24 protein-coding genes and 2 pseudogenes are annotated in these 23,006 nt (G+C 37.4%); 22 read left to right on the top strand and 4 right to left on the bottom strand.

Features of this window, described 5'->3' with window-relative positions; translation table 11 throughout:
* Positions 1–23: 23 nt before the first annotated feature.
* Positions 24–1,357, bottom strand: a pseudogene (locus MKP09_RS09540) (MATE family efflux transporter).
* 251 nt (positions 1,358–1,608) lie between these two features.
* On the opposite strand from MKP09_RS09540, the gene MKP09_RS09545 reads away from it, so the two are divergent.
* The 5 genes from MKP09_RS09545 to MKP09_RS09565 all read left to right on the top strand — a co-directional run bounded on the left by MKP09_RS09545 (position 1,609) and on the right by MKP09_RS09565 (position 5,601).
* Positions 1,609–1,929 (top strand): hypothetical protein, encoded by a 321-nt coding sequence (locus MKP09_RS09545; RefSeq protein WP_240827490.1) that lies wholly within the window; start codon positions 1,609–1,611, stop codon positions 1,927–1,929.
* A 574-nt stretch (positions 1,930–2,503) separates the two neighbouring features.
* On the top strand, positions 2,504–2,902 hold the full coding sequence (locus MKP09_RS09550; protein WP_240827491.1) for a hypothetical protein: 399 nt from the start codon (positions 2,504–2,506) through the stop codon (positions 2,900–2,902).
* Positions 2,903–2,904: 2 nt separating this feature from the next.
* Positions 2,905–3,417 (top strand): peroxiredoxin family protein, encoded by a 513-nt coding sequence (locus tag MKP09_RS09555; protein ID WP_240827492.1) that lies wholly within the window; start codon positions 2,905–2,907, stop codon positions 3,415–3,417.
* Positions 3,418–3,433: 16 nt separating this feature from the next.
* Positions 3,434–3,922 carry a cysteine peptidase family C39 domain-containing protein gene (locus MKP09_RS09560; RefSeq protein WP_240827493.1) on the top strand — a complete coding sequence of 163 codons (489 nt, stop codon included), beginning with the start codon at positions 3,434–3,436 and terminating at the stop codon, positions 3,920–3,922.
* Positions 3,923–3,936: 14 nt separating this feature from the next.
* Positions 3,937–5,601 (top strand): peptidase domain-containing ABC transporter, encoded by a 1,665-nt coding sequence (locus tag MKP09_RS09565; RefSeq protein WP_240827494.1) that lies wholly within the window; start codon positions 3,937–3,939, stop codon positions 5,599–5,601.
* Positions 5,602–5,717: 116 nt separating this feature from the next.
* On the opposite strand, the gene MKP09_RS09570 is transcribed toward MKP09_RS09565, so the two are convergent.
* Both MKP09_RS09570 and MKP09_RS09580 read right to left on the bottom strand, forming a co-directional pair.
* Complete coding sequence (locus tag MKP09_RS09570; RefSeq protein ID WP_240827495.1) at positions 5,718–6,380, bottom strand: class I SAM-dependent methyltransferase; 663 nt, start codon at positions 6,378–6,380, stop codon at positions 5,718–5,720.
* An 8-nt stretch (positions 6,381–6,388) separates the two neighbouring features.
* Positions 6,389–7,572: pseudogene (locus tag MKP09_RS09580) on the bottom strand (thiolase family protein).
* 121 nt (positions 7,573–7,693) lie between these two features.
* Between MKP09_RS09580 and MKP09_RS09585 the strand changes: the two are divergent.
* Together MKP09_RS09585 and MKP09_RS09590 are read left to right on the top strand one after the other, a co-directional pair.
* A complete protein-coding gene (locus tag MKP09_RS09585) occupies positions 7,694–8,047 on the top strand; it encodes a DoxX family protein (RefSeq protein ID WP_240827497.1) in 354 nt (117 codons plus the stop codon).
* 125 nt (positions 8,048–8,172) lie between these two features.
* Positions 8,173–9,384: an exo-beta-N-acetylmuramidase NamZ family protein gene (locus MKP09_RS09590; RefSeq protein ID WP_240827498.1), complete on the top strand. Its 1,212-nt coding sequence runs from the start codon at positions 8,173–8,175 to the stop codon at positions 9,382–9,384.
* A gap of 9 nt (positions 9,385–9,393) precedes the next feature.
* Here the strand turns inward: MKP09_RS09590 and MKP09_RS09595 are convergent, their stop codons facing one another.
* Entirely contained in the window at positions 9,394–10,758 is a 1,365-nt protein-coding gene (locus MKP09_RS09595) for an MATE family efflux transporter (protein ID WP_240827499.1), read from the bottom strand.
* Between the two features lie 221 nt (positions 10,759–10,979).
* Here MKP09_RS09595 and MKP09_RS09600 point away from each other — a divergent pair, with 221 nt between their 5' ends.
* The 15 genes from MKP09_RS09600 to MKP09_RS09665 all read left to right on the top strand — a co-directional run bounded on the left by MKP09_RS09600 (position 10,980) and on the right by MKP09_RS09665 (position 23,005).
* A complete protein-coding gene (locus MKP09_RS09600) occupies positions 10,980–11,801 on the top strand; it encodes a DUF3822 family protein (RefSeq protein ID WP_240827500.1) in 822 nt (273 codons plus the stop codon).
* Positions 11,777–12,322 (top strand): RsmD family RNA methyltransferase, encoded by a 546-nt coding sequence (locus MKP09_RS09605; RefSeq protein ID WP_240827501.1) that lies wholly within the window; start codon positions 11,777–11,779, stop codon positions 12,320–12,322. The genes MKP09_RS09600 and MKP09_RS09605 overlap by 25 nt, the downstream gene beginning before the upstream one ends.
* A 325-nt stretch (positions 12,323–12,647) precedes the next feature.
* Entirely contained in the window at positions 12,648–13,217 is a 570-nt protein-coding gene (locus MKP09_RS09610) for a 5-formyltetrahydrofolate cyclo-ligase (RefSeq protein WP_240827502.1), read from the top strand.
* Positions 13,186–13,938: a tetraacyldisaccharide 4'-kinase gene (gene lpxK, locus MKP09_RS09615; RefSeq protein WP_317235207.1), complete on the top strand. Its 753-nt coding sequence runs from the start codon at positions 13,186–13,188 to the stop codon at positions 13,936–13,938. The genes MKP09_RS09610 and lpxK overlap by 32 nt, the downstream gene beginning before the upstream one ends.
* An 8-nt stretch (positions 13,939–13,946) precedes the next feature.
* Positions 13,947–14,276, top strand: a complete 330-nt coding sequence (locus tag MKP09_RS25795) for a tetraacyldisaccharide 4'-kinase (RefSeq protein WP_317235208.1) — start codon at positions 13,947–13,949, stop codon at positions 14,274–14,276.
* 104 nt (positions 14,277–14,380) lie between these two features.
* On the top strand, positions 14,381–14,785 hold the full coding sequence (locus tag MKP09_RS09620) for a hypothetical protein (RefSeq protein ID WP_240827503.1): 405 nt from the start codon (positions 14,381–14,383) through the stop codon (positions 14,783–14,785).
* A complete protein-coding gene (gene rnr, locus MKP09_RS09625; RefSeq protein WP_240829450.1) occupies positions 14,722–16,371 on the top strand; it encodes a ribonuclease R in 1,650 nt (549 codons plus the stop codon). The genes MKP09_RS09620 and rnr overlap by 64 nt, the downstream gene beginning before the upstream one ends.
* Positions 16,372–16,481: 110 nt before the next feature.
* Positions 16,482–17,300, top strand: coding sequence for a Fic family protein (locus MKP09_RS09630; protein ID WP_240827504.1), 819 nt, complete (start codon positions 16,482–16,484; stop codon positions 17,298–17,300).
* Positions 17,301–17,396: 96 nt separating this feature from the next.
* Positions 17,397–17,864, top strand: coding sequence for a carboxymuconolactone decarboxylase family protein (locus MKP09_RS09635; protein WP_240827505.1), 468 nt, complete (start codon positions 17,397–17,399; stop codon positions 17,862–17,864).
* Positions 17,865–17,895: 31 nt separating this feature from the next.
* A complete protein-coding gene (locus MKP09_RS09640; RefSeq protein ID WP_240827506.1) occupies positions 17,896–18,237 on the top strand; it encodes a YciI family protein in 342 nt (113 codons plus the stop codon).
* Entirely contained in the window at positions 18,237–19,463 is a 1,227-nt protein-coding gene (locus tag MKP09_RS09645; protein WP_240827507.1) for an RNA polymerase sigma factor, read from the top strand. Before MKP09_RS09640 ends, MKP09_RS09645 begins: the two co-directional genes overlap by 1 nt.
* Positions 19,464–19,580: 117 nt before the next feature.
* Positions 19,581–20,546, top strand: coding sequence for a polyprenyl synthetase family protein (locus MKP09_RS09650; protein ID WP_240827508.1), 966 nt, complete (start codon positions 19,581–19,583; stop codon positions 20,544–20,546).
* Positions 20,543–22,099 (top strand): amino acid permease, encoded by a 1,557-nt coding sequence (locus MKP09_RS09655; protein WP_240827509.1) that lies wholly within the window; start codon positions 20,543–20,545, stop codon positions 22,097–22,099. The genes MKP09_RS09650 and MKP09_RS09655 overlap by 4 nt, the downstream gene beginning before the upstream one ends.
* Before the next feature lie 86 nt (positions 22,100–22,185).
* Positions 22,186–22,320, top strand: coding sequence for an amino acid permease C-terminal domain-containing protein (locus MKP09_RS09660; protein ID WP_240829451.1), 135 nt, complete (start codon positions 22,186–22,188; stop codon positions 22,318–22,320).
* 202 nt (positions 22,321–22,522) lie between these two features.
* Positions 22,523–23,005: a DUF4442 domain-containing protein gene (locus tag MKP09_RS09665; RefSeq protein WP_240827510.1), complete on the top strand. Its 483-nt coding sequence runs from the start codon at positions 22,523–22,525 to the stop codon at positions 23,003–23,005.
* Position 23,006 lies beyond the last annotated feature (1 nt).

Here is a 23,006-nt window from a genome sequence, read left to right on the forward strand (position 1 = left end):
TATGGAGACTTACAGCAGCACCTTTACAGGTGCTGTTTTGTTTTTTTAAGAAACCTTAATGTGAGAAAAATAGCAGAGAAACTCAAGCCGCTGATAAATCCAACCCAAACTCCTTTTTCAGCCATACCAAAGTGAAATGCCAATAAGTAACCTAAAGGAATACCCAATATCCAGTAGGCGATAAAGATGAAAAGCGTCGGCGTGTTAACATCTTTAATGCCACGCAAAAGACCAGCGCTTGTAGCTTGTATGGCATCGGGTATTTGAAATGCTGCTGCAAAAAGAAGTAAACCGGCGCGATGCTAATTACTTTTTCTTCGTGATTAAATAGCAGCGGCAGCTGCTGGCGAAATAAAATGAAAAGTACAAAACATATAGCACCATAAATTAAGGCAAGCACAACGGTGCTTTTACCAATCACAGATATTCTTTTCCAATTAGTACTCCCAAACGCATGACTTACACGAATAGAACCTGCCTGTGACAAACCAAGCGATACCATAAAAGCAAAAGCCGCGCAGCTCAACGCTATCTGGTGCGCTGCCTGTGGAGCCGCCCCGATCGTCCCAACCAAAATACCCGATACGGCAAATGCGCCAGCTTCCATACCAATTTGCAGGCTGCTTGGAATGCCGATCTTTAAAAGTTGCGATAAAGTATCTTTTTTAATTCTCCACTGACTTTTTGAAACTGAGATATATTTTTTAAATACTTTATGATTGAGTATAACAATGCCAAGCGCTATAAAAATAGCTGTACGTGTAATAATTGTTGCATATCCCGCACCGACCAATTCCAGACGCGGAAAACCCCAATTACCATAAATCAATAACCAGTTTAAAAAGACATTTAAAGGGATAGCAACAATAGACAAGGTCATTGCAGTTTTGGTATATTGTAGTCCATCAGCGAATTGTTTCAAGGTCATAAATAATACCATTGGAATGATGGAGATGCTCATGAGCGTCATAAATGGCATTGCAAGTTCAACCACTTCGGGGTCTTGCTTCAGATGCCATAAAATATTACGTCCAAAAAATAAGCCAAGTGAAATAAGAATTCCAAAGACAGTACAAAGCCAGAAGCCATTGTAGAAATAATGTGAAACCAGTTGCTTGTCAAATTTACCATGTGCTAAAGAAACCATTTGAGCCACGGAAATAGTAATGCCAATACCAAATATGAAAGGAATATTGATAACGTTTAAAACCAGCGCAGCAGCGGCCAACTGTTTATAGCCGGTATAGCCGATCATCGCTGTGTCAATCAGGTGCAAGCTCATTTGCGCCAGCTCCCCGAAAATTATGGGAAGAGCCAGCTTGAGTGTGTTTCTGGCTTCGGTTTTATAGAAGTACATTTTATAATTTCGTTAAACGAGTTAAGGCGTAGAAAATAATAAGGCCCGCGAATGCTCAAAACTAATGAGATAATAAATGGTAACAATAACTACGAATAAAAAAGGATTATTATTGTTTTGATTTAAAAAAATACTATATTAGCAATTGAACACCTTAGCTAACCTAAAAAAATATAACCTATAATACAATGCTTGAGAAATTAACATCAAAATTTCCTATTCAATTTCATTAAAATAATTAGTAGCTACAATTGCGTGGTATTAGCATTTGCACACAAAGAAAAAGCAAAGCAGCGTATTCCTTAGCGCAACAAAACCAGGACGCTGAACAACCGCCCCACGGCGACAGGCAGGGGAGGAAAACATCTAAATTGTTAATTATGAAAAAGATTGAAATGAATTGGATGGAAGGGATTGAGGGTGGAAGAAGGATTTCTGGACAAGGGACTTTAGATTGCTTTAACGATGCTTATGCTAATCACGGGTGGGTTTCGTTGGCTTTAATGGCTACTACATACTTTGTGCCGGCTACAGCAATAGCTGTTGCTGCTAACTGTGCTGCAAGAAATTAATAGATGAACTTAAGTGGCATTCGCATAACTGCGAATGCCATATTTTTATTATTATTAAATAGACTATAAAAATGAAACTTTTTACATATTACTTATTGATTTCTTTACCCATTCCGTTTTTAATTTGGACAACTTATTTGGGATCTTTCTATTTTTTTGTTTCTATAATGGCTTATGTTTTAATTTACCGCACAATCGTAGATGGCGAAAGGTTGGTTTACTTGGGACACATAAAGAGATCTGAGATATGGAAAGTTTTGATACCCTTTTTTACTATTAGGTACTTTCAAGATATTTATTTTAAAAAATAAAAATAGTTTGGATTGCATATACTTTTTAAAGAACTCCTTCAAATTCGATTTTGGCTCTTTTTTATTGTTATATGTTTTTTTCTTATAACCATCACGTATTCGGTTAACTATTTTTTCTTTTCTGAAACTCTATTTTATAATAGCTTTGCTGACCGACTATCTTTTGAGACAATTGCGAACATATACGAAAAACAACAAAGAAAACAATTAGTTGTACTATTTTTTTACCAGCGTTACTACTTATAAAGGTGGGGTATAATTCTTTGGCAATTTCTATATTGACATTATTAGGTGGGAACATGAGTGCTCGTGGTAGTTTAAATGTCTGCTTAAAGGCCGAAGTCGTTTTTCTTTTAATGCTTTTTATTAAGTTTATTGCGTTTTCTTTTTTTATGGACGCAGAAGATTTATATGATTTCAGTTTCATGCCTGGTTCTTTGGCTAATTTATATAATATAAAAGAGCTTCCCCAATGGGCCATCTACCCTTTACAAACCATCAATATTTGGGAAGTACTCTTCTGCTGGGTGGGCGCATCTTTATACGCCATTCAGTTTAATGTGTCAAAATCCGTAGCCTTTCAACGTTTTTGCATTCCATACTTAATCGGCCTGTTTATCTGGGTGCTGGTGGTGGTATTTATAACGCTTCAAATTTCATAATTATGCGTTTGGTAAAAAGGCTTATCATATTATTGCTGCTAATCGTTGTCGGGTTTTTGGGCTACAAAATAATAAGCACCATCAATAAAAAAGCTAATACGGAAGAGCGGATTGCCAAGCTACCTGCTTTTACTTTTTATACTTTAAACAATATTGTTTTTGCCAACGATTCTTTATCAAAAAATAAAAGCACGGTGGTTATCTATTTCAATACCGGTTGCGAGCACTGCCAATACGAAACAGAGCAGATTATCAAACATACCGATCAGTTGAAACATGCAAACTTTTTGCTGGCATCTGTGCAGCCTATAAACGAGTTGAAAAAGTTTGACAGCACTTATCATCTTTCATCTTACCCGTTTATAAAATTGGTAAATGATAAGGATAATATAATGCGCAACATATTTGGGGCTAATACGGTACCTACTATTTTTATTTATGATACCAACAACCGCCTCATAAAAAAATATACCGGCGAAGTAAAAATAGAAGCGATTGTAAAAGCTATAAATTAAATGGTGGATGAGGCTTATGCAAACACAAAAACATATTCAAAAGTCATTCGTTTTGCAGCAGGATCAGTCCGACTGCGGCGTAGCCTGCCTTTTGTCTCTTATAAAATACTACAGCGGCAATAATACGTTTGAAACTTTACGAAACCTAAGCGGCACTAACACCACAGGAACTACTTTGCTAGGCTTGTATCAGGCCGCAAACAATTTGGGCTTTACCGCCGAAGGTTGCGAAGCAGATATTGATGCACTTATTGAACACGGCAAGCCCTGTATTTTGCATGTAACTGTTGACGACAACATGCAACACTATGTGGTGTGTTATGGAATTCATGAGGACGAGGTCTTCCTTATCGGCGATCCTGCCAAAGGCATTGTATATTATACCAAAGAAGAATTAGAAAAAATCTGGCAATCCAAAACCTGCCTTACTTTAGAACCGGATAAAGATTTCGTAAAAGCATCTGATGCAAAAAAGCAAAAAAGCAATGGGTTATCAACCTTGTAAAAGAAGATTTTCCGTTGTTAGGTATTGCTGCATTTTTGGGCATCGCAGTAGCAGCATTAGGTTTGGCTATGGCCATTTTTTCGCAACGGCTTATTGACGATATTCTACCCAAAAGAAATTTTGAGAAATTATACCTCGGCATTGTACTGGTTTTTTTGTTGCTATTGGTAAAAGAAGGTCTGTCGTTTCTGCGGCAGCATTTTTTAATAAAGCAGGCAAAGGGTTTTAATCTCCGTATTATTGATTTCTTTTTTGGTCATTTGCTCAGGCTTCCCAAGCCATTTTTTGATATGCGAAAAATTGGCGATTTAACAGCCCGGCTGAATGATACCACACGCATCCAGCGAGTAATAAGCCAGTTGGCGGGGAATATGATGATAGATATTCTGGCTGCAATGGTATCCCTTGTTTTTGTATTTACATACTCGGTACCAGCAGGGCTTATTTGCCTGCTGGTAATGCCGTTGCTGTTTGTATTGATTTATAAGAATAATACAGCCATCATTTCCAAACAAAAAAATGTGATGGTAACTTATGCCGGAGCAGAAGCTAATTATATTTCTACATTGCAGGGAATAGAAGCTATTAAAGGCAATAATAATCAGCACTTGTTTGCAGACGCAAATAACGTCGTATATAAAAAATATCAGGATGCAGTTTACAATCTTGGCGGTTTTCAAATCAGGCTGTCTTTTATGATTAACGTTTTTGGCCTTATCTTTTTGATAGGCATCTTGGCTTATTGTAGTAATGAAGTGTTGAACAACAAAATGAAAACCGGAGAGTTGATTGCTATTTTATCAATGTGCGGCACCATGTTACCATCGGTAGCCAATCTTGCATTGATAATGATACCTGTAAATGAAGCCAAAATTGCTTTTGATAGGATGTTTGAATTTACTTCAAACACATCGGAAGACGATAATGGTGTGGCAGGTGAATTAAATTTTGAAATCCTTTCTGTTCGAAATCTTTCTTTTAGGTTTGCCGGCCGCCGTCCTTTGTTTCACAATATTTCTTTCAATGTAAAAAAAGGAGAAGTTGTAGCGCTTATGGGAGAAAATGGTTGTGGTAAAAGTACCATTGCGCAATTGTTACAAAAAAACTATGCATTTGAAAGTGGGAATATTATGGTTAACCAAACCTTACAATTATCACAGATTAAAATTTCAGAATGGCGAAGTATTGTAAAATCTGTACCGCAGGAAATACATATTTTTAACGGAACGGTGCTTGAAAATATAGCTTTTGAAGATGCTGTTAATGATACGAATCATGTACTTCAGTTTTTGAAAGAGTATGGCTTTGCCGTATATATTGACGGGTTGCCACAGTCGTTTATGACCATGGTTGGCGAAGGTGGAATCAGTCTTTCGGGTGGACAAAAGCAAATGATTGCGTTGGCAAGGGCTTTATATAAAAAGCCACAATTGCTAATTCTGGATGAAGCTACTGCTGCGATGGACAGAGATAGTGAGCAATTTATATTAAAACTGCTAAGCAAATTAAAAGAACAAATCGGTATTGTATTTATAACACATCGCCTGCATGTGCTTAAATCATTTTGCGACAGGATTTATCTTTTGGAAAATGGCGAAATTACAGCTTTTGGTAATCACGCGGAATTAGCATATGCGGCAATAATTTGTATAGTAAATACTGGCAGGATATGGAACTGAAGTGTGTCTAAATTCTTACATCAATTTCAACTAATCGCTCCAGTAAATCAAAGTATCATATTGAAATATTACCTCGCCATTTTGCTGGTGTTGATCAAACAATACTTTTATTTCGTTCATGATCTTTTCATGAATCGGGCCAGAAACTGGAACGTATGAAGATGAGAGCACTCTGCCTTTAAATCCCTCCCAATCGAAGTTTTGACTATTGGGAATAACTTTTTCTTCATTTTCTTTGGAATAAAAAAAGTTGTAATAGCGGCATCGTCTACATTTCGATGATCAAGAGCTTTATATTCCGGGATATTACTGGAAAGAATATTTTCGTACCCACCTGTGAAAGGCAGTTCGTCTTTTCTGGCGTTCCATATTAAAACAATATGTCCGTTTGGTTTAAGGATTCTCTCAAACTCTTTTTTAGTATTAACCTGATCGAACCAATGAAAAGCTTGCCCGGCAATGATGATATCAATACTATTATTAGGAAGGCCTGAATCTTCCGCCGAACCGGAAACTATAGTTAAGTTTTGATAGCTTCCGTATATTTCATTGCATGCTTCACGCATGGCTTCGTTGGGCTCGATAGCGTAAGTGGCATTTCCGTTCTTTAAAAATAATTCTGTAAGAAAACCAGTGCCAGCGCCAATGTCAGCAACAATAGATTCTTGTTTCAAACCAATTTCTTTTTCAAGAATGTCAATAACTTCAGCCGGATACTTCGGCCTGTATTTTATATAATCTGCAACGCGGTTGGAGAAACGTTGTTTAGAATCTGTCATAATAATATTTATAATTTTTCAATGATCATAGCGCTGGCACCTCCGCCGCCATTGCAAATTCCGGCAGCGCCATATGTAGCTTTTTGCTGTTGTAAAATATGGATCAGCGTTACGATAATCCTTGCGCCGCTGGCTCTAAAGGATGGCCCAGCGAAACCGCGCCACCGTTCACATTTACTTTTGCAGGATCAAGTTTAAGGCGTTTTGTATTTTCAATACCCACAACACTGAATGCTTCATTCAATTCCCAAAAATCAATATCCTCCATTTTTACGCCGGCTTTGGCAATTGCTTTAGGTATTGCAATGGATGGGGTAGTGGTAAACCATTCGGGCGCCTGCTCTGCATCTGCGTATGACAAAATTTTAGCAATAGGTTTTAAGTCGAGTTCTTCTGCCTTTGCCCGGCTCATTAATATCAATGCCGCTGCGCCATCATTCATTGTGCTTGCGTTAGCGGCTGTTACTGTTCCATCTTTTTTAAATGCAGGGTTTAAAGCGGGTATCTTATCAAATTTTACATTGAAGGGTTCTTCATCTTTATCAAAAATGATGGGTTCACCTTTTCTTTGAGGAATGGTCACCGGTGTTATTTCATTATTAAATTTTCCTTCATTCCATGCCGCCTGGCTGCGCTGATAACTTTCGATAGCAAAAGCATCCTGCGCTTCGCGACTGATATTGCATTCGCTGGCGCAAAGTTCGGCTGCAATGCCCATTGCATTTCCATCATATACATCGGTAAGTCCGTCTTTAGCAAGGCCGTCAATTAAGTTCGTATTACCATATTTATTTCCCCATCTTAAATTGCCCACATAAAAAGGTACATTGCTCATGCTTTCCATACCGCCTGCCACAACGATTTGTGCATCTCCCAACAAAATACTTTGTGCGCCCTGCGCAATAGATTTCATGCCACTAGCACAAACTTTATTAACGGTGGTACAATTTACTTCATTTGGCAAACCCGCAAATTTTGCTGCTTGTCTTGCGGGAGCTTGTCCCAAATTAGCCTGTAACACGCATCCCATCAATACTTCATCTATTTGATGTGGCTGAATGCCGGCTTTTTCAACTGCGGCTTTTATAGCGATAGATCCCAGTTGTGTTGCTGAAAAATCTTTTAAGGCTCCGCCAAAACTTCCCATAGGTGTGCGAATAGCAGAAATAATGTAGACTTCTTGTTTGTTCATATAGCTATTTTATCCTACAAATGTAGTTTTCTTTTTGTGGTTATTGATATGAAGCAACTGCATCTGATATTTTTTGATCTTATGCATTCTCTTATTAAATATTGCTGGCTATCTTTAAGTAATGCAGCATATTTCATTGTATATGATGTCTCTTTTATATGTATTAGCTGGAGTCAATCATTTTTGGCATCCACGGACGTATGAGAAAATAATGCCGCCGTGGGTGAAATGGCATAAACAGGTAGTAATCATTAGTGGTATTTTTGAAATAGTACTAGGATTACTGTTATTAATTCCTTTTTTACAAAGTTTTGCGGCGTGGGGAATTATCCTTTTATTAATATTAATTTTCCCTGCTAATATTCAAATGATGCTAAATTATAAAGCTTCAAAAAATACAAAATTTTGGATGACTATTGTGCGGTTACCTTTGCAAATTGTATTGATATGGTGGGCTTATACCTTTACAAAGTAGGCCGGGATTTAATTTTATGTTGAATAAGCGAACAGATTCGAAGCGTTAAGTATCATCATTATTATAATCGAAATATAGTTCTATAAAGCCTTTGTGAATATTATCTTTGATTTTAAATCCATGTTATGAAGTTATTTTATTTGTTTTTAATTGTAACCATATTAAGCGGTTTTACCGGGCACTTGAATGAAAAAGATCCGAAAGCGCAGGCATCAATTACTACCGGTGCTGATCAAACTAATTTATATGTGGATTATCTGAAAGGTAAAAGGGTAGCGGTTATGGCAAATCCTACAACCATTATCGGTAAGAAACATTTGGTAGATAGCCTTCAGTCTTTGGGTATAAATATTGTAAAAGTATTTGGACCAGAACATGGCTTTCGCGGTAACGCCAGTGCTGGTGTAAAAGTAAAGGATGAAAAAGATCGAGAGACGGGTATTCCAATAATATCACTGTATGGTGGTAAGAACAAACCCAGCAAACAGGATATGGCTGATATAGATGTGCTGATTTATGACTTGCAGGATGTGGGTGTACGTTTTTATACAAATATCAATGCATTGTCCCGTTTGATGGAAGCTTGCTCCGAAAGCGACAAAGAAATGCTGATACTGGATCGCCCTAATCCTAATGCTTACCTGATTGATGGGCCTGTATTGGATATGAAATATAAATCGGGTATTGGAATGTTCCCATTGCCAATGTCGCATGGTTTGACGGTCGCTGAGTTTGCACAAATGGCCAACGGCGAAGGCTGGCTAACTAATAAAGTGAAATGCAAATTGAAGATTATAAAAGTTGCCAATTATACGCATGATATGCCTTATGTGTTGCCGGTAAAGCCATCACCAAATTTAAATACGCAGCAGGCAATTATGCTTTATCCGTCTACTTGTATGTTTGAGGGGATTTATTTGAATCATGGCCGTGGTACGCAATTTCCATTTACCGTTCTTGGTAGTCCCGAACTTAAAGGGAAATATTCATTTTCTTTCACGCCGCGCTCCATTAAAGGCATGTCAGAAACGCCTATTTTTATGAACCAGGTTTGTTATGGTTTGGATTTACGTAATTATGATGTGGAGCAATTGCGCAAGAGCGGAAAGATTAATTTGAAATGGATTATGGAATTGTATAAAGCGCATCCTCATAAAGAAAAATTTTTCAATTCGAAATTAAGTAAGGAGATGAATAATATTGAAATACAGATCGGCTCTGGTTTATTTCGCCAACAAATCATTGATGGTAAATCTGAAGCAGAAATACGTGCGTCGTGGGAGCCAGGGCTGAGTGAATATAAAAAGATGCGTAAGAAATATTTACTTTATCCTTAAGGGCGGATCTTATTTCCATATCACTTTTCCTTTCCATTTATTGCTGCGCATATACAGCCATGCCAAAATGAATGTTACAAACCAGTAAATGAATTCACTGGCCCAGGCCATAACAAGCGATAATTGTAAGACTTCAAGTACTATATAAATATAGATAGTGTAGACAATGATAGATACAATTTCTATTCTTAAATTAACTTTAGTATTACCCGTTCCGGTAATGCTGTTAAGCCACACAACGGCTATTGACATCATTACAAGGCAAACAGAAATAGTTCGTACTACCGGTATGGCATCAGCAATAAAACTTTCATCAACACCATAAATACTTAGAAAAATTCTTGGAAAAAGATTGAGCGTGAGGCATAATATGGCAATTGTAAAAACGCTTAGCCTTACGATTTTCTTAATAAGATATAAAACATCATCCTGACGGTTTTGCCCGATAATATTACTTACCATCATATTAGTTGTATTGGCGTAAGACCAGGTAAAAATACCAAAGACGGCAAAAATATTTCGCATAGTGTTACTTATCGCCAGCTTTCTTTCTCCGTGATGTTCTATCAATACATAGAATAATAACCAAGAGCTTACACTTAATACAAATTGTAATACCAAAGGTAGTGACTGATGAAAGATGACCTTGATCGTTTGTGCGTCAATTGATTTATGAGTGAATAAAGAAAATCTGCTTACAAAACCTTTTCTAAAGATTATCGAGAATACGATTATGGCGCCAGTAATTTCTGCCAGTATAGATGCATATGCAGCTCCATTAAAACCTAGTGCGGGAAAGCCTAGCTTTCCAAATATTAGCGTGTAGTCAAAAAATATGTTGACGAGAGCCTCTGCAATAAATCCAAATTTTAAGTATTTACTATTGTTGCTGCCAACTAAAAGTGCATTCCCCATTTGAAAGATATACAGAAATGGCAGTCCCCAAGCTCTTATTTTTAAAAAAGAAACAGCCTCATTCAGAACCACAGAACTTTTCAGTACCGAGGATAAAAAAACTTCAACAAGCAAATAGTTAATTCCTATAATGAAGAAAGAAAATAATAATGCTATATAGATCGATTGTAAGAAAAGGCGACCTATTTCCTTAGGCCTGTTTTCTCCTGCCCGTCTGGCGATCAAAGCCTGTAAACCACTGTTAAGGCCATTTCCTACGAGTGCAAATACTAAATAATATACACCAGCTATGCCGGCTGTTCCTAATTCAGATTCTCCTAAGTGACTCAAAAATACCGTGTTGGCAATGAAGTTCAGCTGAGGTATCATCATTGCTAATGCAATAGGTGCAGCAATCTTAAGAATTTGCCTGTTGCTGATACCTACCTGTAAGTTTTCCAATTGGTTTGTGGCTATCATAAAAAAGAAACGGATGTCAAAAGTCGTGAATCCATTGTTAATATTCGTATTCAATATTCAATTTTAAATATGATATTTGTCGTTGTGCTAAACCAGTACTTAATTTGCCTGGTTAGGTAGTTTATCAGCCATGCCATATTATAAAATATAGCAGAATTGATTAGCTGGATCATACAAAGCTGAATCCAACAAAAAGTAAAAGAAATTAAAGAATAGTTATTTTGCAAGAACAGTTTAATATTTCAACACAAGAAGAGGTCGTTCCTCAGGAAACCCATCTGGCCATACAGGTTGGCGGAAATTATATGAGTTTCTGTATTTATAGTCCCGATGAAAAACGGTTACTACAACTTAAAAGGTACGGATTGAAAAGTTTGTCCACCGAAAATCTGGATGAAATAATTGCTCGAAATCTAATGCTGCAAGGTAGCTTTGAAAGGATAGTAACGGCTTTGGATTTTGGCTTTAACACATTATTGCCCGCTGAAATGGATGATGCAGACACAACAGCTCTAATGTATTTAGAGCATGCAGATCAACAAGATCACGTAATTACAGAGCGGATCCCTAAAAGAGATATAACTAATATTTATACAGTACCTCCCAACGTATTGACATGGATGGTGGGCAACTTTCCGTCATCAGCGTATTTGCATGCGCATACTGTACAAATAGCATCTGTTACTAATGCCCCGGAAACAGGGTTGTTGAAAGTAAATTTTTCTGAAAGCATGTTTACTGTTGTGGCATTTAAAAATGACACGATATTATTGGCAAAGACTTATCAATATAAGTCGCCGGCGGATGTGGTTTTTTATCTGCTTAAAATATGCGAAGTGTTTGGTTTTGTTCAGCAGCAGGTTGCTTTGCAATTATCGGGCTTGATTGATGTTAGTTCCAGGTTATATAAAGAGATATATGACTATTTTCTTGACACATCTCTGAAGCAGGCAGATTGGATTGATAACACCTCTGAAACACCATCACATTATTTCACTTCACTTAATGAATTAGCGGTATGCGAATTATTTCAGGAAGTTTAGGTGGCCGTAGAATACATCCGCCTGGGAAAATGCCTTACACACGCCCGACGACGGATGTGGCAAAAGAAGGATTGTTCAATACTTTGCAGCATCGGATCGACTTTGAAGGCATGAAAACACTTGATCTTTTCGGTGGTACGGGAAGTATTAGTTATGAGCTGTCGAGTAGGGGAGCAGAAGATCTGACCATTGTCGAAAAAGATCATCAGATGTTTGATTTTATTAAAAAAACGGCTACGGCATTAAAGATCGAAAACATCCGGTTTATAAAAATGGATGTTTTTAAATTCCTTCAAGGGCATCATCAACAATACGATTTTATTTTTGCTGGGCCGCCCTATGCGCTAACAGAAATTGATGAATTGCCTCGAATAATTGTGAAGCAAAATCTTTTAGCGCCCGATGGATTGTTTGTGCTGGAACATACACCCAGGAACGATTACAAGGAATTCGAAAAATACAGTTTTGAAAAGAATTACGGCACCACTATTTTTTCGGTTTTTAGTAACCCAGCTCCATAAAGAGTGAATGAGTAACAGGTTGATAAGTTGAAAGAATAATTAGCCAATGTGATGATGTGATAATGGTTTCAGGGTTAAACGTTGAATATTGAGCATTGATTGTTGAATATTGATTATTTATAATTCCTGTAATCCTTATAATCCTACAAATCGTGGTTCAGACAATAACGAAGAATATGTAGGATGAGCTATATTCCACAAATAAACTGTGCGACGCAACGAAGCTGCTATCTGTTTATTGCTTGTTTAATAAAGTTTCTTATTTATAATTTCTATTACTTTTGATAATGAACCAAATAAAATTCCCTTTTAGGGGTTAGGGTATATGAAAAAATCAGAAGCCAGAAAAATATTCACAGAAAAGCGAAAGACAGCAACCGAGCAACAGAGAAACAAATGGGATGACCTGATCCTCATCCGTTTTCAAACTTTACCGATACCAGATCTTAATGTTTTATTTACTTATGCGGCAATGGAAACAGAAGTAAATACAGATGCGATTGTTGATTATTTACATTTTCGAAACCCTGCATTACAAGTAGCTTATCCTGTTTGTGATTTTGATACATATACCATGCAGGCGATTGCTTCAACTATCGATACGCCGTTTATCAAAAACAGATACGGAACACCTGAGCCACGAATGGACAATGCGGAAGTCATGCCATCACAATCTATTGATGTTGTTATTATTCCTCTGCTATGTTTCGATAAAGATGGTTATAGAGTGGGTTATGGTAAGGGCTTTTATGATAAATTCCTTGCAGATACGCGTGAGGATGTTATAAAAATCGGGTTAAGCTACTATGAACCAATTGATAAAATTGAAGATCGCAGCGAATTTGACGTACCTTTAAACTATTGTGTCACTCCCGAAAGGACGTATGAGTTTTAGCGATATAATAAAGAAGAAACATTTTTTATTGATTCCGTTTTCCTGGTTGTATAAATTTGGTGTTTACATATATCACAAATTATACGATCTCGGCTTACTTAAATCATACAAGCCTTCAATACCCACCATTTGTGTAGGCAATTTGTCTGTAGGTGGAACTGGTAAGTCGCCGATGGTTGAGTATATTGTATCGTTGTTAACCAGTAAATATTGCGTGGGGGTTATTAGCAGAGGTTATCGCAGAAAAACAAAAGGTTATGTATTGGCAAATGCTGATACAACGGCCAATGATATTGGAGATGAACCCATGCAGTTTCATCAAAAATTTCCTGATGTTTGCATTGCCGTTGGCGAGAAACGAGCAGAAGCGATAGCAAAGTTGCTTCAACAAAAAAAGGAAACCGATATTATTGTTTTAGATGATGCGTTTCAGCATCGAGCTGTTACTGCAGATTTGAATATTCTTCTTACCGAATACACAAATCCTTTTCCCAACGACTGGTATTTGCCTGCAGGATCACTTCGTGATCTTAAGTCCAACTATAAGCGTGCTCATATTATTGTGATAACAAAATGTGATCCTAATCTTTCAAAACCAGGAAAAGATAAAATGATACAATCCATTAAACCTTTCTCTTATCAGAAGATTTTTTTGCTTCTATCGATTACGGTATCCCCTATAATATTTTTACTGGTGTTCGCTCGGGTCTGGAAGATTTAGGCCAAATAGTGTTGGTTACAGGAATCGCCAATCCGCAACCCTTAATAGATTATTTAAAAAGCAGGCATAATGTTGTGGCGTATCTGACATTTCCTGATCATCACAATTTTTCTGAAACGGATATTGGCGATATATTAGAAACATATCATAGCAGTTCTCTTCATAATTATACCATTTTAACAACTGAAAAAGATGCTATGCGGTTAAGAGAATGGCCGAAATTGGCTGCCATTCCAGTGTTCGCGCTGCCGATAGCGCATCGAATTTTATTTGGAGAAAAAGTTATTTTGAGGAAAGTATATACAAAGTATTTAAAGACATATAAAAAGTACAATTAGAACGCTAAATTCTTCTTAATCAGATTTGTTATAAGAGCATGGCAAGAATGTTGATATATAATAATTTGCAGATTAAAAAATGCTGTAGATATAAAAACTAAGGAATGAGTAAAAGTAATAAACCCAGAAAAAGGACCAAAGAACAAAAGCAGACGAAACGTACTAAGCGTGACGAAGAAAATACACTAAAAGGACGTTTAGATGTGACAAGATCAGGCCGTGGCTTTGTAATTGTAGAAGGATTGGAGGAAGATGTAATGATTGCTCCGGATGGATTAAAAAATGCCATGGACGGTGATACGGTGCGAGTAAAGTTGATAAGTGGCTATGAAGGAAGGCCAAAGGGCAAGATAACAGAGATTGTACAAAGAAAGCGGACGGAATTTATAGGCAAAGTACAGATGAATAAAAGTTTTGCCTTTATTCTTGGAGATAGAGAAAAAATATACCTGATTTATACGTTGGGGAAGAAAACCTTAATGGCGCCAAAGATGGTGAGACTGTTGTAGCCCGTATTCTTGAATGGGGTGGCGAAGGGAAGAAACCTTCGGCTACCATTGTTTCGGTAATGAGCGGAGATGATGCTGCGGATGAAGCTATGAAAAGCATCATGCTTGAAAATGGCTTTGCGCTTAGTTTTTCGGATGACGCACTTGAAACAGCTGCCAGGATACCAGAAGAAATCACGAAAGAAAATATAAGTAAAAGAAAAGACGTTCGTGGTGTACTAACGTTTACAATTGATCCGGCTGATGCCAAAGACTTTGATGATGCGATTTCATATCGCAAATTGAAAAACGGTAATCATGAAATTGGTGTGCACATCGCCGATGTGAGCCATTTTGTGACGCCAGGTAATGCTTTGGATGACGAAGCTTACCAAAGAGCCACTTCCGTTTATTTACCGGACAGGGTAAATCCGATGTTACCCGAACATATTTCCAATGTGCTTTGTTCATTAAGACCTGATGAAGATAAACTTTGCTTTTCGGCTATTTTCCAGATAACAGATAAAGCAGAAGTAAAGCAATATTGGCTGGGCAAAACGGTAATTCATTCTAATAGAAGATATACCTACGAAGAAGCACAGGAAATTATAGAAACAGGCGAGGGTGATCATGCTGAAGTAATAAAAACAGTAAATGAAATTTCGCAAACTTTTCGTAAATACAGGTTTGACGAAGGTGCTATCAATTTTAATTCAACCGAAGTTCGTTTTAAGTTGGATGAGAAAGGGAACCCTATTGGCATCGTTTTAAAAGAAAGCAAAGAAGCGCACCAGCTCATTGAAGAATTAATGTTGCTGGCCAACCGTTATGTAGCGCGCCATGTTTCAAAAGTTAAGATCAATAATAAATCGATACCTTTTCCATACCGTATTCACGATACGCCAGACGAGGAAAAGCTAAAACCTTTTATAGCTTTTGCAAATAAGTTCGGATATAAGTTTGATATATCAAGCGCCGAAGCAATCGCCGCTTCTTTCAATAAATTATTAAAAGATGTAAAAGGCCGTCCGGAAGAAGCTGTGTTGCAGCAACTGGGCATTCGAACAATGGCCAAAGCAAAATATACAGAAAGCAATGTAGGACATTACGGGCTTGGTTTTGAGCATTATTGTCATTTTACTTCTCCTATCCGTCGATATCCGGATGTGATGGTACACCGTATTTTACAAGATATACTTGAAGATAATGTTAAGATAGATAAACGAATGGAGGAAAAGTGTAAACATTGTAGTGAAAGAGAACGGGCAGCCATGGATAGTGAGCGTTCTGCTAACAAATACAAGCAGGTGCAATACATGAGCAATTATGTTGGAGAGGAGTTTGATGCGATCGTAAGTGGTGTTTCTAAGTTTGGTTTTTGGGCTGAAACTGTGGATCATCTTTGCGAAGGATTGATTTCTATTACCAGTCTCGCTGAACATGATAGTTTTAAACACTTGGAAAGTGACTATGCTTTAATTGGGCATCGCACTGGAAAGAAATTTACAATGGGAGACAAGTTGCGTATCCGTGTAGTATCGGCAAATTTGGAAAAAAGACAACTGGATTATGAGTGGGTGGGGGAAGTTGAAAAGTTGAAAGATTGACGAGTTGATGAAGAAAGCGAGTGGAGAAATGACCAGTGCGAGAAGGAAGGATTTAAAGTTTGACATAATCTTTAAAATCATGGTTCAGAGTTCCTAATATTATAAGAGAAATGAGTAATGAGGTTTCGATAAATCAATTAATAAGTAAGTATGAAGATTTGCTTATTAATTATAAAAAAAATGTTGCGGGAAAGTTTGCAGCAGATGATTTGTTTGAATATAATGAAATATTATTCGCTGCCCATTCATGCGCTATCGAAGGGAACTCTTTTTCCGTCAATGACACTAAAGAATTGAAAGAACATGGCTTGAAGTTAAAGTTGCACAATAAATCCATGTTGGAAGCTTACGAAATTTTGGATCATTTCAAAGCATACGAGTTTGTTTTTACTCAGCTTCATTTGCCTTTATCCGAAGAATTGCTGATTCAGGTACATTCCATTCTTCTGGAAAATACGATCCGTTATACCAAAAATTATGAACCGGGTGAGTACACCAAAACCCAAATGGCTGCGGGGGATACTATTTTTCCAGATCATGAAACAAGTATCAAAAACCTGCCTCAGTTAATGTTTCAAACTCAACAGGCAATAGAAGAAAATAAAATTCATCCTTTAATAGTTAGTGCAAAATTTCATAAATACTTTATCTATCTTCATCCTTTCCCCGATGGTAATGGTCGCATCGCAAGAATGTTCTCTAATTTTATTTTGGCTAAGTTCAACCATCCTATATTAATCATTACAAATGATCAAAAAGAGCTATATATTGAAGTATTGAAGTTTTCTCATAAGCATAATGACATGGATATAATGGCTACGTTTTTTATTAACACTTCCATAAAGAGAATGGAAAACGAACTTCAGGAGATTGATTTTACCAATTCTGCATCAAGATCAAAGGGAGGAACGCTTGGTTTTGTATTTTGATAAAAGGAAGAAAAATATTTTCAAAAAAACAGCATTTTCTGTCCAATTCTGTTAAGGTCAATTGTTATACTATTTTAAACAATTAAACTTTTAAGAATGGAACAAAGAATCAACTTCTTCCAAAAAGGAAGAAACGCAATGCAGTCACTTTCTGCAATTGCTGCCCATCTTGGTAAATCGGATATTCAAAAGAACATATTACATCTTATCTACTATCGGGTATCGCAAATAAACGGCTGCGCTTACTGCCTTGATATGCATTCTAAAGATTTGCTGGCAACAGGCGAAACAGCGCAAAGGCTTTTAGTGCTGGATGCATGGAGAGAAGCACCTTTTTATTCGGATAAAGAACGAGCTGCTTTAGCTTGGGCAGAAGCACTTACGCAGTTAAAAGGTGGATTAGTGGCGGAAGAAATATATACTGACGTCAAAAATCATTTTTCCGAAGAGGAGATTATTGATCTTACACTTGCGATTACAACCATCAACACTTATAATCGTTTTAATATTGCCTTTGGCGCCGCTGTTGGAACGTACAAGGTTGGGCAATTCGCTTTAAACTAAAATAGTTTTTTTCAATTTTAAAATTTTAACCATGAACGATTTTTTATTCATATTCAGAAGAGATGAAAACGACATTCCTAAGCTTTCACCCGAGCAAATGCAGGAAGATACTCAAAAGTGGATTGATTGGATCGGTGGAATTGCTGCTCAAAATAAGCTCAATAACCGTGGTAACAGATTGGAGAGAACTGGTAAAGTTGTTAAGGCTGACAATATGATTACTGATGGGCCTTATATGGAATTGAAAGAAGCAATTGGCGGATATATAGTTGTTACAGCAGAATCACTTGATGAGGCAGCAGAACTTGCAAAAGGATGCCCCATTTTTAACTATAAGGGCAATGTAGAAGTTAGAGAAATTAAAGCTATGTAATGCAGCAACAGGAGCTGATACCTCATTTATTCAGAACAGAGTACAGAAAAATAGTAGCTGTACTCTGTTCTTTATTTGGGTTACAACATATTGAAACTGCTGAAGATTTGGTTAGTGATACTTTTCTGTCAGCTGCTGAATTATGGGGACAGAAAGGAGTACCTGAAAATCCTGCGGCATGGTTATATACTGTTGCTAAAAACAAAACCAAAAATCACCTTCGGCGCGTTGCGAATTTCGACAAAAAAATTTCAAAAGAATTAAGTAATGAAGGTGTTGCTGAAATTGAACTGGACTTATCAGAAGAGAATATTAATGATAGCCAGCTTGCGATGATGTTCGCTGTTTGTGATCCTTCAGTTGCTAAAGAAGCACAGGTGGCACTCGCACTAAATTTGCTTTGCGGATTTGATGCGCAAGAAATTGCAGATGCATTTTTAACAAATAAAGATGTTGTTTACAAAAGGATTCAGCGCGCCAAAGAAAAATTAAGAAGCGAAAATATTAGCCTCGCATATCCTACTGTGAATGAAATAAGCACACGCATGGATTCAGTTTTGTCAACGATCTATTTACTATTTAATGAAGGTTACTATTCTTCGTCCCAAAATAGTGTATTGCGTAAAGACCTTTGCTGGGAAGCCATGCGGCTGTGTTATTTACTGGTGTCTAATGATATCGCAAATACTACATCTGCTAACGCTTTGCTTTCTTTAATGTGTTTTCACGCTTCCAGATTTGAAGCAAGACTAAACGAACATGGCGAATTGATTTTATATAAAGATCAGGACACCAGTTTATGGAATGAAGAATTGATTGTGAAAGGCCGCTATTATCTTAAAATAGCTTTCGCGGATGGGGATTTATCAAAATATCATTTTGAAGCTGCTATTGCCAGCTGGCATACTATTAAAGAAGACTCGCCTGAAAAATGGGCAACCGTTTTACAATTATATGATCAGCTTTTGCAGTTAGAATATTCACCTATGGCCGCGTTCAATAGAATCTATGTATTATCTAAAGTTCGTGGAAAACAGCAGGCAATTGAGGAGGCTGAACAACTGAATATTGTTAAAAATCATTTCTATTATACTTTATTAGGAAAACTTCATGAAGGAATAGATGATACATTAGCATTATCATATTTTAAAACGGCGCTCACGCTGGCTATTACTGATCCTGAAAAGAAGCTGATAATGGCGCATATGCATGAACTTGCAGAATGAATAGTATAATTGTGCTTTAGACTCCCTTAATGAATCAGAAAACCCTGATCAAAAGCCGGTTTTTGTCAGCTTCTAAATTCATTCTTCCATTCGTGCCGATTTTTCTATTTTTGGCGCATGCAATCATTTGAGGAATTATCGAAGAAGTTTTCTGATCATTTTAACCGTTCTCATTTTCCGGAGCAACCGTCAACTCTATATGAACCTAATAATTATTTTTTATCGTTAGGTGGAAAGCGGTTCAGGCCGGTTTTATGTTTGATGGCCAGTGAATTGTTTGGCGACATACATCCCGACTCCTGGCACGTAGCTACCGCGATTGAACTCTTCCATAATTTTACTTTGATACACGATGATATTATGGACAAAGCGCCATTACGGCGAGGTAAACCAACCGTGCATAATAAATATAATGAAAGCACAGCCATACTTGCCGGAGATGTAATGCTGGTAAAAGCTTATGATTACATCAACAGGCTAAATCCTGAATATATATCAAGAATATTAGACCTATTCAACAAAACAGCAGCAGAAGTATGCGAAGGGCAGCAACTGGATATGGATTATGAAAACCGTGATAAGGTGTCTTTCGATGAATATCTGCATATGATCACTTTAAAAACATCCGTATTGTTGGCTGCTAGTTTACAAATGGGCGGGATCTTAGGTGGCGGAAGCCTTGGCAATCTGGCCTTACTATACGAGGCTGGTAAAAAAATCGGGCTTGCTTTTCAAATGCAGGATGATTATTTAGACGCGTTTGGTGATCCGGAAAAATTTGGTAAACAACCAGGTGGCGATATATTGGCAAATAAAAAAACTTTTTTGTTGATACAGGCCTTGGAAGTGGCTAATGAAGCTCAACAACAGGAATTTAATGAACTGCTAAAAAGTAATTCAGGTGATAAAGTTTCCCGCGTGTTACAACTTTATCGTGATTGTAAAATTGGTGAATGGGCCAGAGCACAAAAGGATTTGTTTCTAAATCAGGCTTTAGGATATATCGACGAGATAGCCGTTGTCGCTAAAAGAAAGCAGCCTTTAAAAGATTTAGCTCAGTTGTTAGTAAAGAGAGATTATTGAGAGCGAATGGTGAATTTTTAATTATCGTACATCCGAAATCAGACATCATAAATCATAAATCGTCCCATGTCTATACTGCGAAAAAGAAAATTGAAACCATTTTAAAAGATGCGGAAGAAGGCTTTGGTGATGGCCATGATGCCGGACTGAAAAAAATATTGGGCGTAAAAGATCTTACTTTTTTAGGCATAGCCGCAGTTGTTGGTGCCGGTATTTTTTCAACCATTGGTGGCGCTGCTTTTAATGGAGGGCCTGGCGTATCAGTGTTGTTCATCATTACAGCCATCACCTGCGGTTTCTCTGCACTTTGCTATGCTGAATTTGCAAGCAGAGTTCCTGTTTCGGGCAGTGCTTATACATATTCTTATGTAAGTTTTGGAGAACTGGTAGCCTGGATCATAGGCTGGGCCTTGATTTTAGAATACGCCATTGGCAATATTGTGGTAGCTATTTCATGGAGCGGCTATTTTAATAATCTGCTGGAACATGTTTTTCATATACATCTTCCTGACTGGATGCTGGTAGATCCGCAAACGGCAATAGCAGCCTATACAAAAGCAAGTTCCGAACTGGCGGCCAATGCCTCACTTACAGCACAACAAATAAAAGATTACAACTTTGCTGTTACTGCTTACAATGAAGCACCACGTATTGGCGATACTCCAATATTCTTTAATATTCCAGCCTTCGTTATAGTTTGCCTGGTAACCTGGCTGGCTTACATCGGAATAAAAGAAAGTAAGCAGTCGGCCAACTTAATGGTTATTTTCAAAGTGGCCGTGATCATTTTTGTAATTATTGCAGGAGCTTTCTTCGTCGATACTAATAACTGGAAACCCTTTATGCCTAATGGTTTTGAAGGCGTATTAAAAGGTGTGTCGGCTGTATTCTACGCCTATATTGGTTTTGACGCCATATCTACAACTGCCGAAGAATGCAAAAATCCTCAACGGGATTTACCTCGGAGCATGATCTATTCGTTAATAATATGCACCGTTTTATATATTGCTATCGCGCTGGTGCTAACAGGCATCGAGAATTATAGCAATTTTGATGGGGTTGATGATCCTTTGGCTTTTGTATTTGAAAAACGCGCACCGTGGATTGAAAAAATTATTTCCATTAGTGCTGTTGTTGCAACAACTTCTGTGCTGTTGGTTTTTCAAATCGGGCAGCCAAGAATATGGATGAGCATGAGCCGTGACGGCTTGTTACCTAAAGTATTTCAAAAAATTCATCCTAAATATCAAACGCCTTCATTTGCAACAATTATCACTGGCGTTATTGTGGGCATCGGTGCGCTTTTCCTGCAAAGCGGCTTGGTTACTGATCTTACCAGCATAGGTACTTTGTTTGCTTTTATATTGGTTTGTGGCGGGGTGTTGCTGTTGCCTCCGCTTCCGAAACAGAAAGGCAAATTTAAAATTCCATATATCAACGCCGGTTTATTGTACCGGGTTTGTATGTGCTGTTTATTTATTTTTTCTGGGACAGATTATATGCAGCAGTTACTAATATCGGCGCAGAGGCTTATCCTGAGATATTATTTTTAATTTTTCTTGCTATTGCTTTAATCATTACTATTAAAACAATTGCCAATCAATATTCTTTAATTCCGGTTTTGGGCGTGCTTTCGTGCATGTATCTTCTTATCGAAATACCAGCGGTAAGCTGGTTTTGGTTTTTTATCTGGATGGTTGTAGGATTATTTATTTATTTTTTATACGGCTATCGGCATAGCAAATTAGCAGTAGACAAAAAAGATATTATTTAAGAATATTATTTAGTCAACCGTAAATATAGGGCGTCAGTATTGCCACGCTCGGTTGATTTGTGGTGCATTTGGCCCGCCCGGATGACCGGTCGGACGGGCATCCTACATAAACGACGTTATTCTAAGTTTAACACTCAACATCCAATATTTTACATTTTTATATCAATATACCTAACTTTATGAGACAGGGTAAAATAATAAGATGAGTATTAATAACGATTTTATAGAACTTGCCAACTCACCCAAATTCAATTTCTTTTTATTGCGAAAGCTACCTTCAGCGTACTTCAGTGGTGTTCGCATAAAAGAAATTACCAAGGAGTCGTGCAGCGTAACAGTTCCTTTTAAATGGTTTAGTCAAAATCCGTTCAGGTCTACTTATTTTGCTTGCCTTGCAATGGCTGCAGAGTTAAGTACAGGTGCTTTAGCAATGGCAAATGTTTATAAGCAAAAGCCGGGCGTCTCAATGCTTGTAGTAAAAATGGAGGCTGAATATTTTAAGAAAGCGGTTGGTACAACTACGTTTACATGTTTAAATGGAAATGAGTTTGCAAATACCGTTTCTGCAGCCGTTATTAGCCGCGAAGCTCAAATCTTAACAGCGCGTTCAGAAGGCAGGAATGAGCAAGGCGACCTGGTTGCGGTTTTTACAGTAACGTGGTCATTCAAAGCTAAAGCGAGCTGAC

This window comes from Paraniabella ginsengisoli (genome assembly GCF_022513635.1).
GTDB classification, from domain to species: Bacteria; Bacteroidota; Bacteroidia; order Chitinophagales; family Chitinophagaceae; genus Niabella; species Niabella ginsengisoli.